A 12959-nucleotide genomic window follows, 5' to 3' on the forward strand; every position below is an offset into this window, starting at 1 on the left:
ATATGAAAACTAACAATTTCCCGCATATGTTACCTAGACTTTCTGATCCCTGGCAGATAAGTAGTTATACACAGCGTCGCCATAAAATTCAAACACTAAATTACGGTTACAATGAGATTCAAGAAGCTCTCAATGCTTTAGAGCAATGCTTAGAAACTATTTCACTACTTACGCTTCCCCCTATAGAATCTATTCCAGAATCTATAAGGGAGTCTTGGGATTTTTCAACTGAAGAATTAGCAGAAAGGATGCCAACATTAGATGACTTCAAATTTAATCAAGTCACAGAATTTTTAAAAGAAGAAGCAGCTGAATCTATTTCTAGACAAATGATTGAGGATGTCGCATCATGGTGAATTTGGTCAGTAATACAAGATATTATTCAAGTAATTTTAAGATGGCTAGAAGACTCTTTGAGGAAGATAAATAATGATGTTTTAGTTTCACGTTTTATTAAGATTGCTCAACATTATTGGCTGCGTATTGAACCACGTTTAGCAGAATCTCTCTTAAGCCGTAGTGCTATCATAGGTGGGGAAAAAGCTTTACCTCTTCTTGAATCTGTAGAAACTAACACGCAAGCTTTGTCAAAAGTAAAAGCTACAGCACAAGATTATAAAGAATTGATATTAGGAGTTGGTCATAAAAATTCAAGCTTTGGTTAGGTAGGAACAAACAAAAATATTTCAGATGTTGAATTAGGGGAAGCTGGCTCAAAATGCAGTACCATAAATTGGTCTGGACGTAAACCAACTGACTCATAAGTACGCCCACTGCGTTCGTCCGAAGGACGCGACGAAGCCGTTCGCGCTCACTGAACTTCAAATGCATTACCACCAGCCAATACTTCCACTACTGTACCTACCTGTCCGCATAACAGATTGTAATCGGGAAGGTCAATGGTTTTAAAGACAACGTTACTGTTTGCAAATTTTAGAGTTACTAAATATGTAGATGTGCTTTATTCATTAGTGGTTTGCATCACTAGTGTTGTCACTGAAATATTTGAGGGAGTGCAATGCCCATTGCTTGCCTTCGAGACAGCTTGTCTTGAGTCGCGAATGTTCTTAATAATCATCGGTTAGTGTCGCGATTCGGCTAAAGCCGAAAAGCTCCGCTTATCGCGTCCTGATTATTCAAGTTTCATTAAATAGTTCAATATTCTAAATGATGAAAACGAGCCAATGACATTTTATTTCTAAATCTGCATAGGTAGAAAAATGTATTCTTTGTTGCAGGTCTAGGCAATTCAATTTTCAAAAAAAAGGTGGTATCGTCAAGAAGAGGTAGTTTAAACAGTATGGCCTATTTAAACGCAATCGGCTGTGAGAGATTAGCAATCAATCGCTGATATGATTTTGGGGGACTTTTATGGCTCAGTGTTCGCAGCGACAGAACTGGAAATTATTGCTGGTCATTACATTGGTGTTTTGTGGAGTCAGCACCAACTCTAGAAATTGTGCTCTAGCCCAGCTCGCACCTGATACTACTCTGGGTGCTGAAAGGTCTGTTGTTACTCCCAATATTCTTATCAACAATCAGCTTAGCGATCGCATTGATAGCGGAGCGATTCGAGGAGCAAACCTATTCCATAGTTTTAGTGAATTTAATGTTGGTAATCAACGGGGTGTGTACTTCACCAATCCTGTTGGAATTCAGAACATTTTGAGTCGCGTGACGGGGAATAATCCCTCCAATATTCAAGGGACGCTCGGTGTATTGGGTAATGCCAATCTGTTTCTAATTAACCCAAATGGAATCATTTTTGGGCAAAATGCCAGTTTGGATGTGAATGGTTCGTTTGTGGCGACGACAGCGAACGGGATTCAGTTTGGAAACTTAGGGACTTTTAGTGCGACAAATCCAGAAGCACCTTCATCGTTACTGACTATTAATCCTTCAGCGTTGTTTTTTAATCAGATTAATCAAACTGCATCGATTCAGAATAATTCAATTGCAGATGCAGGAAAAGACCCTGCAGGTATTGGCACCATTGGTTTGCGGGTTCCAGATGGTAAGAGTTTGCTGCTTGTTGGTGGTAATGTCAGCATGGACGGGGGAGAATTGAATGCTTATGGTGGGCGAATCGAGTTGGGAGGATTGGCTGCTCCTGGTAATATAGCACTTTTGTCAGATGGTAATAATTTCAGGTTAACCTTTCCTGAAAATGTTCCGCGAGCAGATATATCTCTGACCAATGGAGTTGGGGTATATGTGGAAGCTGCTGGTGGTGGAAGTATTGCTATCAATTCCCGCAATTTAGAGATTTTAGACGGTAGTGAAATTGTTGGAGGGATCGGACCAGGTTTAGGGACAACAGGAACTCAGGCAGGAAGTATCACAATTGATGCTACAGGGCAAATAAAACTTGCAGGGACAAATAGCGTAATTGCCAACGCAGTTCGAGAAGAAGCAGTAGGTAATGCTGGTAATATCACGATTAAAACTGGCTCTCTTTCTGTGACTGATAGTACTCAAATTAGTTCGTTCACCCGAGGACAAGGAAATGCTGGAAATATAACGATTCAAGCAAGAGATGCAGTCACTTTTGATGGAGGACTTTTATCAAGCGGAGTTGATAGCAGTGCAGTGGGGAATGCTGGAAAAATTGACATCACTACTGGTTCGCTTTCTCTAACAAATGGCGCTCAAATAATTTCCTTAACTAGAGGACAAGGGAATGCGGGCAATATAACCATTCAGGCAAAGGATGCAGTTACTTTTGACGGCTTTAAATTTTTGAACGATAAAAGTAGTTTTTTTACAGTCTTACTGAGTAATGTGGAGGCTGGTGCAGTAGGCAATGGTGGTAATATCGATATCACTGCCGGTTCATTATCTCTAACTAATGGTGGACAATTATTGGCTGGAGTGAATGGAAAAACTAATACGCTTCCCGGTGGGGAAGGTACTGCTGGTAATGTAAAGATCAACGTGCGTGACTCCTTTACAATCTCTGGGACAGATAGCAGAATTTCTGGACGTTTGGATACTGGAGCCGTAGGACGAGGTGGAGATATCAACGTTCAAGCTGGAAATGTTTTTGTAAAAGATGGTGGGGAAATCGCTGCTTTTACTGACGGGAAAGGGGATGCAGGTAACATTTCCATTGGATCTCGTAATGTAATTTCTCTAGATAGAAGTGCCGTTGCAAACTTAGTTCTTAGTCGTGAAGCTATTGGTAATGCAGGAAAAATTGACATTACTACTGGTTCACTTTCTCTAACAAATGGCGCTCAAGTAAGTTCTTCCACTCGTGGACAAGGAAATGCGGGAAGTATCACCATTCAGGCAAAGAATGGGGTTACTTTTGACGGATTCCAATTCTTTGACAATAAAAGTAGTATTTCTTACACGGCAATACTTAGTGAGGTGGACGCTGGTGCAGTAGGTAATGGTGGTAATATCAATATCACTGCTGGCTCATTATCCTTGACAAATGGCGGAACATTACAGACTGGTATTCGTGAAAAATCTGAGACTCTTCCTGGTGGTCGAGGTATCGGTGGTACAGTAGATATTAACGTGCGTGATACACTGACAATTTCTGGCGCAGATAGTAGCATCCTTGGAAGTTTAGGTACTGGTGCAATTGGGCGTTCTGGGGATATCAAAGTTCAAGCTGGAAATGTTTTCGTAAAAGAGGGTGGGCAAATAATTTCTAGCACTTTTGGTAAAGGTAATGCAGGTAATATTTCCATCACAGCTAGTAATGCCATATCTCTAAATACATCATATATTATTAACAATGTCCAGGATCGTCAAGCAGAAGGCAATGCTGGAAAAATTGACATCATAACTGGTTCGCTGACTGCAACTAATGGCGCTCAAATCAATTCCTTTACTCGCGGACAAGGAAATGCAGGCAATATCACGATTCAAGCTAGGAATACAGTCATTTTTGATGGGAAAGATGATGATGGACTTCCCAGTGCTTCTTTTAGTGATGTGCAAGCTGGTGCGGTGGGTAATGGTGGCAGTATAAATATTACGGCTAGCAACTTGTTTCTAACAAACGGTGGCGACTTAGGTGTTGGCGTCTTCGGAACCTCTGGCAATCTTCCACCTGGAGAAGGTAATGGTGGCATCATAAATATAAACGTGCGGGATACACTTACCGTTTCAGGGACGGATAGTATTATACGATCGGGTTTAGGTATTGAAACTTTAGGGCGTAGTGGCGATATTGAAATTGAAAGTGGGAAAGTTGAAATCATAGACGGTGGAATTATCACTAGTCGTAGCAGAGGAAGAGGTGCAGCAGGCAAGATTGATATCAAAGCTAACTCTGTCCGCCTCAATAAAGGTCAAATCATTGCCCAAACAGCTTCTAGTGATGGAGGGAATATCAATTTAAACCTTGGACAATACTTATTTCTACGCAATGGAAGCCAAATTTCCACCACTGCAGGCACAGCCCAAGCAGGTGGCAATGGTGGCAACATCACAATTAATACACCCTTCCTCATCGCAGTTCCTGATGAAAACAGCGACATTACAGCCAATGCCTTCAGGGGTACAGGTGGTAATGTTAACATCAATGCACGTGGAATTTTTGGTATTGAAGCCCGTCCCCAACCATCAAACCGAACAAATGATATTACTGCAAGTTCAGACCTTGGTTTATCGGGAACTATTAATGTTAATTCTCCTGATAACAGTTCCATTCAAAATAGTCTCACCGAACTCCCCACAAACGCGATCGATACCAACACACTTATCGCTAATAGTTGCATAGTCCGCAGTCAAAAAAAACAACAGGGTAGTTTCACCATTACGGGTACAGGTGGTTTACCTCATCGTCCCGGTGAAATGTCGGGGTCAAGTTATTCTACAGGTGATGTCCGTAATGTCACGATTGAAAATACATCACGTCTTTGGAAGAAAGGCGACCCTATTATTGAACCACAAGGAGTTTATCGACTCTCAAATGGTCAATTGGTGATGAGTCGAGAGTGTCAGTAGTTACTGTCAAAAGTCCTTTGTCATTGGTCATTAGTAAGAGTTTCAAACTTGTTTATGTTTCGTAACATAGTTTAGTTTATTTCAACCGACTTACTTATTGGGTAAGAATATAATTAGAGTGTATGCCAAAAAAAATCAGAGAATTAAAAAGCCTGTTACTACAAGCAGGATTTACATATAAACCTGGGAAAGGTAGTCATACTAACTGGTTTAATCCTTTACTGTTAGGTAGAGTTACTTTATCGGGCAAAGATGGAGATGATGCTAGATCTTATCAGGAAAAAGACGTAAAAAATGCAATTTGATTGGGTAGAAACAATTAGAAGAGAGCAGCAGGAGGAAGAACAAAAAAGAACAAGAACTCACCCAAGCAGTCCTGAATGATTCAAGATGGGCGATCGACCTAAATTCATCTTAGAATAAGATATCGATTAAAAAACACGACTACCATGAGTGCTCATCCCCTCCTCAAAATTGAAATTTCTCAACTTAGTATCGCTGAGCGCATCCAACTTGCTGAAGATCTTTGGGACAGCATCCTAGAGCAGCAAGACGAAGTTCTTTTTACCGACGCACAGCAGCAAGAACTCGATCTCCGCCTAGAAAGATATCACCAAGAACCTACCTCTGGCTCGACATGGGAGGAAGTCAAGCAAAGATTAGGCTTTTCCCAATGAGCTATAAACTTATCATTCGTCCAGAAGCAGAATTGGATATTCAAGACGCTTTTGAGTGGTACGAAGCATAAACTTTAGGATTAGGCTCTGAGTTTGTCCGAGCAGTCGATACTTGTTTATCAGGGATTGGACGTAACCCCCTCATCTATTCAATGACTTACAAACAAGCACGACGAGCATTAGTTCGACGTTTTCCCTACGCAATCCTTTACGTGTTTGAGCAAGACATCGTTTCTATCATTGCTTGCTTTCACAGCAAACGTAATCCTAAATCATGGCAAGATAGGCTTTAAAGAGGGAGCATCCCAATTTGGAAAAAACACCTGGCGATGTTCGTAATCGCGGCTATACAAGCTAAGTCCGCCTGCGCGGACTAATACGAAGTCCACGTAGGTGGACTTTGTTTGTATAGCCCCAGAATTCCATTCTTGCAGGCTTTTGCCAAAACGGGATGCTCCCTTTAAAGACTAAGCAAAACCATCTACCCGTCTGATTACACGATCGCCATTTCAGAAGTAGAATTAGGGGAAGCAGGCTCAAAAGGCAGTACCATAAATTGGTCTGGACGTAAACCAATTGACTCATAAGTACGCCCAGTGCCCTCAGTCATACCTATCCATTCATTGCTCTAGTTTGTATAGGCAGAAAAATGCACTTTTTGTGGCAGTTCTATGCGATTATATTTCCAATTTAGGTAAATACATCGGCGGGAAAGGTGAATGTTTTCTCTACCTATCTTCAGTATTGTATGAATCATACAAACAAAACAGCAAAACGAACCGCCAAGAACAAAGATAAATCTTACAACTTTTTAAGGTTTGCTAGATATCTTTTATTAACGATTAAATATTTGCATGATTTCAGGAGCTTTGAACTAATGATTGCGATCGTGAAATCCGATACCCCAATTGCAGAAATTGAGCGAATTAGTGAAGCCGTTCTTCGTTGGAACGTAAAACCAGAAAAATCTGTTGGCAAACATAAAGTAGTCATCGGTTTAGTAGGTGACACTTCAGAGATCGACCCATGTCAAATTCAAAATCTCAGCCCTTATATCGAGCAAGTTATACGGGTAAAAAAACCTTTTAAACGGGCTTCTCTAGATTTTCGTGGAGAATATAGTGAAATTGTTGTACCCACACCTAATGGCTCTGTCAGTTTTGGTCAAAACCATCCTGTCGTTATAGTTGCTGGACCTTGTGCTGTAGAAAATGAAGACATGATTGTTGAAACAGCACAGGTTGTAAAAGCAGCAGGAGCGCAATTTCTGAGAGGAGGAGCTTACAAACCACGAACTTCACCCTATGCTTTCCAAGGTCATGGCGAAAGTGCTTTAAATTTGTTAGCTAAAGCTCGTGAAGCAACAGGTTTGGGGATTATTACGGAAGTGATGGATACGGCTGATGTGGAAAAGGTCACCGAGATAGCAGATATCGTGCAAATTGGTGCTCGCAATATGCAGAATTTTTCCCTATTAAAGAAAGTTGGTGCTCAAGGTAAACCAGTTTTATTGAAGCGCGGACTAGCGGCAACAATTGAAGATTGGTTGATGGCTGCTGAATATATTCTGGCAGAGGGCAATCCTAATGTAATTTTGTGCGAGCGAGGGATTCGCACTTTAGACCGACAGTATACTCGCAACACTCTTGATATATCTGCAATTCCAGTCTTACGATCGCTAACCCACTTACCAATTATGGTTGACCCCAGCCATGCAACAGGCAGATCGGAGTTGGTTCCAACGATGGCAATGGCTGCAATTGCATCAGGAGCAGATTCCCTCATGATTGAAGTTCACCCCAATCCAGCCAAAGCACTTTCAGATGGACCTCAGTCTCTCACACTAGAAGGATTCGAGCAACTCATGCAAGAGTTGGCTTCTTTAGGTAAATTCTTTGGTCGTTGGACAAAAAACAACACTGTGACGGGAGCAGCAAATTTGACAAAAGGATTGTTAGTGGTTAGTGGTTAGTAGGGGTGCAACGCCTTGCGCCCGTACAGTGGTTCTACAAATCATGCGATCGCAATTCACTACAAGCAATTCTCATTATTCACAAAATAGAGGTAAATCTTTGATGAATACAACAACATCCTTATCTTTAGCTAAAAACACAACTTCTCATTTTTCATCACCCTGGGTTGAAAAAAAAGACAAAACCGTAGTTGTTGGCAATCACAACCTGACAATAGAAGAAGTTGTTAGTGTAGCACGTCATGGTGTCCAAGTCCGCTTAACCGATAATCATGAGGTGATGCGGGGTGTCCTAGCATCGTGTGACTACATTCAGAATGCTGTTGAATCCGGTCAGCCAATTTACGGCGTGACGAGTGGTTTTGGTGGTATGGCAAATGTTGTGATTTCCCGTGAATGTACAGCACTGCTTCAAAACAATCTGATTTGGTACCACAAAACAGGAGCCGGAAAAAGATTGCCAATCGCTGATGTCCGCGCTGCTATGCTTTTGCGTGCAAACTCTCATTTGTATGGTGCTTCTGGTATTCGTTTGGAACTTATCCGTCGCATGGAGACATTTCTCAATGCAGGTGTGACACCCCATGTCTATGAATTTGGCTCTATTGGTGCGAGTGGAGATTTGGTTCCATTGTCCTACATCACTGGAGCATTAATTGGTTTAGATTCAAGCTACACTGTTGACTTTAATGGCGAAGAAATGGATGCACCAACAGTTCTTAGCAAACTGAGTTTAAAGCCACTGCAACTTCTTCCTAAAGAAGGGTTGGCGATGATGAATGGTACCTCAGTCATGACGGGTATTGCTACCAATTGCTTGTACGACACTCAAGTTTTACTAGCGCTAACAATGGGTGTACACGCCTTGGCTATTCAAGGTTTGAACGGTAGCAATCAATCATTTCACCCATTCATCCATACCCTGAAACCTCATCCCGGACAAAAATGGGCTGCGACTCAAATGCTCAACTTGCTAGCAGGTTCGCGCTTAATTCGTGAAGAGTTAGATGGTTCCCATGATTATCGCGGCGAACATCCAATTCAAGATCGTTATTCATTGCGTTGTTTACCACAGTACATAGGTCCTATTGCTGATGGTATTGAGCAGATTAAAAGACAAATTGAGGTAGAAATTAACTCTGTGACTGATAACCCGCTCATTGATGTTGAGAATCAAGCTAGTTATCATGGCGGTAATTTCTTGGGACAGTACGTCGGCGTAGGAATGGATCAACTGCGCTACTACATTGGGTTGTTAGCTAAACATTTAGACGTGCAAATTGCTTACCTTGTAGCACCAGAATTTAATAATGGATTGCCACCTTCTTTAGTAGGTAACCGAGAACGTATTGTCAATATGGGGCTGAAAGGTCTGCAAATAGCTGGAAATTCTATTATGCCCCTACTAACTTTCTATGGAAATTCTATTGCCGATAGATTTCCGACTCATGCAGAACAATATAACCAGAATATTAACAGTCAAGGCTTTGCTTCTGCAAATTTAGCCCGTCGTTCAGTAGAAATTTTTCAAGAGTATATTGCGATCGCTCTTATCTTTGGAGTACAAGCAGTTGATTTACGAACCTACATTGTTGCTGACCATTATGACGCTCGTGCAACTCTATCACCTGCAACTAGAGATTTATATATAGCAGTGCGAAATGTCGTTGGAGTACCACCATTCTCGGATCGTCCTTACATTTGGAATGACCACGAACAACCCCTCGACGAACATATTGCCCAAATTGCAGCCGATATTGCCTCTGGTGGAGAAATTGTCAATGCACTCAAAGCGCTTTGCACGGGAAAGTAATTATGAACATTGCACATCATATAGAACGAGGTCATTTATTATTCCCTGAGAAAATTGCACTGATTTTTGAGGAGCGGTCTTTTACCTACAAAGAACTGGATTTACTAGCAGGACGAGTAGCAAATAGTTTACGGGGATTGGGAATACAAAGAGGCGATCGCGTAGCCCTATTTTTGCCAAATATTCCAGAATTTATCATTTCTTATCTTGGCATTCTGAAAATTGGTGCTGTTGCTGTCTCACTTAATGTGATGCTCAAAACTTCTGAAGTTAGATACATTCTTAATGATTGCGCTGCTAAGGTAGTTATTACCACAGAGTCAGAGAGCGAGCAAGTACCAGTTGCCGATTTACCCGAACTGCAGCACATTTTGATTGCAGAAGGTAAAACCGATCGAGGCATAAGTTTAGCACAACTGATAGAAAAAGCTTCCCCAGAGGCTCGTGCTCTTGAAATGGATCGCCACGCTCCTGCTAGTATTGTATATACATCAGGAACAACAGGTTTCCCCAAAGGAGCTACCCTTTCTCACGGCAACATTATTTCCAATATGTACTCCCACAACCGTTGTTGTGGAATGCAACCAAAAGACCGATTACTACTTTACGTCCCACTCTTCCATTGCTTTGGTCAAAACGCGATTCTCAACGCTGGACTTAACATTTGTGCCACTATCATTCTGCAACGTCGTTTTGATGTCGAGCAAGTGTTAGAAACCATCGCCAGTCAAAAGATCACCATGTTCTTCGGGGTTCCAACAGTATTCATTAAAATGCTGAATACAGATACCTCAAAATATAATCTCAAAAGCGTGCGTTATTACTTTTCAGCAGCAGCACCTATGCCAATTGAAATTGCCCAGGCTTGGTACAATAAATATGGGCTAATTATTCATGAAGGTTATGGCTTAACAGAAACATCACCCTGTGCTTGTTATAACCACGACTTAAAATACAAGCTTGGTTCAATTGGTTCGCCAATAGAGAATGTAGAAATCAAGATAGTCAATAGTGATGGACATCAGCTACAACCTGGTGAATTAGGAGAGATAGTGATTCGGGGACCAAACGTCATGCTTGGTTATTGGAATCGCCCATTTGAAACAGCCCAAGTCATTAAAAATGGTTGGTTCCATACTGGAGATATCGGTCGAATTGACGAAGACGGTTTCTTCTATATTGTTGACCGTTTAAAAGATATGATTAACGTATCTGGATTCAAAGTCTATCCCACAGAAGTTGAAAACGTCATTTATCAACATCCAGCAGTTGCTGAAGTCGCTGTCTATGGAGTGCCAGAAGCAGTAAAAGGTGAAATAGTCAACGCAAATATCGTACTTAAAACGGGTCAGACAATCACAGAAAAGCAAATCATTGATTTTTGTTCTGAAAGGATGGCTGCTTACAAAATTCCCCGTGCAATTCACTTCGTTAATTCACTCCCCAAAAACTCAACAGGTAAAATCTTAAAGCGAGTTTTGCGAAACCAATCATTCTCTCATTCCGCTAGAGTTTCCCCTTAGTTAATCCTTTTCCGCCATAAGATTACCGATCTTCTTCTCCTCTTTCTTCGTGCTCTTTGCGTCTTTGCGGTTCATTTAATTAAGTAATCTTCAAGCGGGATAGGAGTAATCCAGAAATATTTCTTCTCAGCCCTCTCTGTACCTCTAGGGTTCATTCATTAATATCCTCCACAAGCAAAAGTTAACAACTATGAACATTCAATCTATCCAAAAAACCCTCCCTCTCAAACCGCAACAAATCTTCCTCGAACATGCAACAGGCTCTTCTATTTTCTCTCCACCATCCCAACCTATCTCCCCAAACTCAACCCAATTAACCATAGGAGAGGCTTTAGTCAAAACACTCGAAGATATGGGAGTCCGCTATGCATTTGGTGTATCTGGAGGTGGTATCGGACCACTTTGGGCAACACTGAACCGCAGCAATATCGAATTGCTTCACTTTCGTCATGAATCAGGAGCAGCTTTTGCAGCTTGCGAGGCATTCTTTGCCAGCGATCGCCCCGTCGTAGTCTTCACCACCACAGGTCCCGGTATCACCAATGCACTCACTGGGCTGTTTGCAGCACGAGGGGAAGGAGCAAAAGTCATTCTCTTGTCGGCGGCGACTCCTACAGGTAATCGGGGTCGGTGGGCTTGTCAAGAAACAAGTGCTTACACAATGCCCATGTCAGGAATTTTTACCTCAGGTCCGATTTTCAATTACGCTACTACTTTAGAGTCTGAAGATGAACTTCCCGAAATCTCTCGCCGACTTGCCCTAGGATTATCACAACCAGGAGGTTTCGTTGCTCATATTAGCATCCCAACTTCGCTTCAAACAATGCCACTCAAATTGCGGTTACCAGAGCAAGTCTTTTCTTATTCTGTACCAACTGCTAGTGAAGAAGCGATCGCAGAATGTGTTAAATTGCTTTCACAAGAAACATTTGCCATTTGGGCAGGCTTTGGTGCTAAAAATGCTGCTCGCGAAATTTGCCTGTTAGCTGAAAAAACAGGAGCAGCCGTGATGACCTCACCCCGTGGTAAAGGCATTTTCCCAGAGGATCATCCGCAGTATGTCGGCGTGACAGGCTTTAGCGGTCATATGTCGGTTCTAAAATATATGCAGGAACAATGCCCACAGCGCATACTCGTACTGGGAACGCGCTTGGGTGAACCGACTTCCTTCTGGCATCCGGCGATGGTTCCTGCTGGTGGGTTTATACACGTGGATATTGACTCTCAAGTTCCTGGAGTTGCTTATCCATTGGTAGAAACTCTTTCCATACAGTCGGAAGTCAAGGTGTTCTTGCAAGCACTCTTGAAACAGTTTCCTTCCTCTCTCGATTTTCCCGTTTTCATGTTCTCTCGTCCCGAACGTACCGTAAGTCCTCGCCGTCCAGAGGGTTTAGTACAACCCGATGTGCTTATGGATGCTATTCAAAAAGTCATCGTTGGGGGGAGTCATGTGATCGTTATGGCTGAGGCGGGTAACTCTTTTGCTTGGGCAACTCACTTGCTGCGTTTTACTGAACCAGGTCGTTACCGTATAAGTACTGGTGTTGGGGCTATGGGTCATGCTGTGACTGGAGTTTTAGGTGCAGCATTGGGGCGTAATAGCAAAGCTGTTGCTATTGTTGGGGATGGAGCGATGCTGATGAATAGTGAAGTCAGCACTGCTGTAAAATTCCAAATTCCTTGTGTATGGATTGTACTGAATGATGGACGTTACAATATGTGCGCTCAAGGGATGGCTTTGCAAGGGTTTAAAGGTGTGGATACGGAGATACCGTGTACGGATTTTGTCATGCTTGCTAAAGCTATGGGTGCGGATGGTATCTGTGTTAAGCGAGAGTCTGACATAGAAATAGCGTTGGAGACAGCACTTTTGTCATCTATTCCATTTGTTGTTGATGTGAGGATTGATGCAACTCAACTTGCACCCATTGGGGGTCGTATTCGGAGTTTGATTGAGCAAGGTGCGAAGGAATAGGTTATGGAACCGCAGATGAACGCTGATGTACGGG

The 12959-nt window shown here is 42.2% G+C and carries 9 protein-coding genes and 2 pseudogenes; 10 read left to right on the forward strand and 1 reads right to left on the reverse strand.

What is annotated here, in order from left to right; all coding sequences use genetic code 11:
• Positions 1-2: 2 nt before the first annotated feature.
• Complete coding sequence (locus WA1_RS05465; RefSeq protein WP_148662622.1) at positions 3-356, forward strand: hypothetical protein; 354 nt, start codon at positions 3-5, stop codon at positions 354-356.
• A 57-nt stretch (positions 357-413) separates the two neighbouring features.
• Positions 414-665 (forward strand): hypothetical protein, encoded by a 252-nt coding sequence (locus WA1_RS05470; RefSeq protein ID WP_066612738.1) that lies wholly within the window; start codon positions 414-416, stop codon positions 663-665.
• A gap of 146 nt (positions 666-811) precedes the next feature.
• Here the strand turns inward: WA1_RS05470 and WA1_RS61285 are convergent.
• A pseudogene (locus WA1_RS61285) lies at positions 812-904 on the reverse strand (DUF4926 domain-containing protein); the annotation flags it as partial.
• A gap of 467 nt (positions 905-1371) precedes the next feature.
• Here WA1_RS61285 and WA1_RS05475 point away from each other — a divergent pair.
• The 8 genes and pseudogenes from WA1_RS05475 to WA1_RS05505 all read left to right on the forward strand — a co-directional run bounded on the left by WA1_RS05475 (position 1372) and on the right by WA1_RS05505 (position 12925).
• Complete coding sequence (locus tag WA1_RS05475) at positions 1372-4965, forward strand: two-partner secretion domain-containing protein (RefSeq protein WP_017743054.1); 3594 nt, start codon at positions 1372-1374, stop codon at positions 4963-4965.
• A 122-nt stretch (positions 4966-5087) separates the two neighbouring features.
• The gene (locus tag WA1_RS05480) at positions 5088-5270 is read left to right on the forward strand and encodes a type II toxin-antitoxin system HicA family toxin (RefSeq protein ID WP_017743053.1); all 183 of its coding nucleotides are present in this window, start codon (positions 5088-5090) and stop codon (positions 5268-5270) included.
• 144 nt (positions 5271-5414) lie between these two features.
• On the forward strand, positions 5415-5642 hold the full coding sequence (locus WA1_RS05485) for an addiction module protein (protein ID WP_017743051.1): 228 nt from the start codon (positions 5415-5417) through the stop codon (positions 5640-5642).
• Positions 5639-5935: pseudogene (locus WA1_RS52275) on the forward strand (type II toxin-antitoxin system RelE/ParE family toxin). The gene WA1_RS05485 and the pseudogene WA1_RS52275 overlap by 4 nt, the downstream one beginning before the upstream one ends.
• A 584-nt stretch (positions 5936-6519) precedes the next feature.
• A complete protein-coding gene (aroF, locus tag WA1_RS05490) occupies positions 6520-7614 on the forward strand; it encodes a 3-deoxy-7-phosphoheptulonate synthase (RefSeq protein WP_026134603.1) in 1095 nt (364 codons plus the stop codon).
• A 103-nt stretch (positions 7615-7717) separates the two neighbouring features.
• Complete coding sequence (locus WA1_RS05495) at positions 7718-9427, forward strand: HAL/PAL/TAL family ammonia-lyase (RefSeq protein WP_017743049.1); 1710 nt, start codon at positions 7718-7720, stop codon at positions 9425-9427.
• 2 nt (positions 9428-9429) lie between these two features.
• Positions 9430-10950 carry a class I adenylate-forming enzyme family protein gene (locus tag WA1_RS05500; protein ID WP_017743048.1) on the forward strand — a complete coding sequence of 507 codons (1521 nt, stop codon included), beginning with the start codon at positions 9430-9432 and terminating at the stop codon, positions 10948-10950.
• Between the two features lie 190 nt (positions 10951-11140).
• Positions 11141-12925, forward strand: a complete 1785-nt coding sequence (locus WA1_RS05505) for a ScyA-related TPP-binding enzyme (protein WP_017743047.1) — start codon at positions 11141-11143, stop codon at positions 12923-12925.
• The last annotated feature ends 34 nt before the right edge of the window (positions 12926-12959 follow it).

This window comes from Scytonema hofmannii PCC 7110 (assembly GCF_000346485.2).
Lineage (GTDB): Bacteria > Cyanobacteriota > Cyanobacteriia > Cyanobacteriales > Nostocaceae > Scytonema > Scytonema hofmannii.

What these genes read in the sequence shown, in the direction of transcription:
- WA1_RS05495 (WP_017743049.1), top strand. Translation starts at nt 7,718, where the DNA reads ATGAATACAACAACATCCTTATCTTTAGCTAAAAACACAACTTCTCAT.
- WA1_RS05485 (WP_017743051.1), top strand. Translation starts at nt 5,415, where the DNA reads ATGAGTGCTCATCCCCTCCTCAAAATTGAAATTTCTCAACTTAGTATC.
- WA1_RS05465 (WP_148662622.1), top strand. Translation starts at nt 3, where the DNA reads ATGAAAACTAACAATTTCCCGCATATGTTACCTAGACTTTCTGATCCC.
- WA1_RS05505 (WP_017743047.1), top strand. Translation starts at nt 11,141, where the DNA reads ATGAACATTCAATCTATCCAAAAAACCCTCCCTCTCAAACCGCAACAA.
- WA1_RS05480 (WP_017743053.1), top strand. Translation starts at nt 5,088, where the DNA reads ATGCCAAAAAAAATCAGAGAATTAAAAAGCCTGTTACTACAAGCAGGA.
- WA1_RS05475 (WP_017743054.1), top strand. Translation starts at nt 1,372, where the DNA reads ATGGCTCAGTGTTCGCAGCGACAGAACTGGAAATTATTGCTGGTCATT.
- WA1_RS05500 (WP_017743048.1), top strand. Translation starts at nt 9,430, where the DNA reads ATGAACATTGCACATCATATAGAACGAGGTCATTTATTATTCCCTGAG.
- aroF (WP_026134603.1), top strand. Translation starts at nt 6,520, where the DNA reads ATGATTGCGATCGTGAAATCCGATACCCCAATTGCAGAAATTGAGCGA.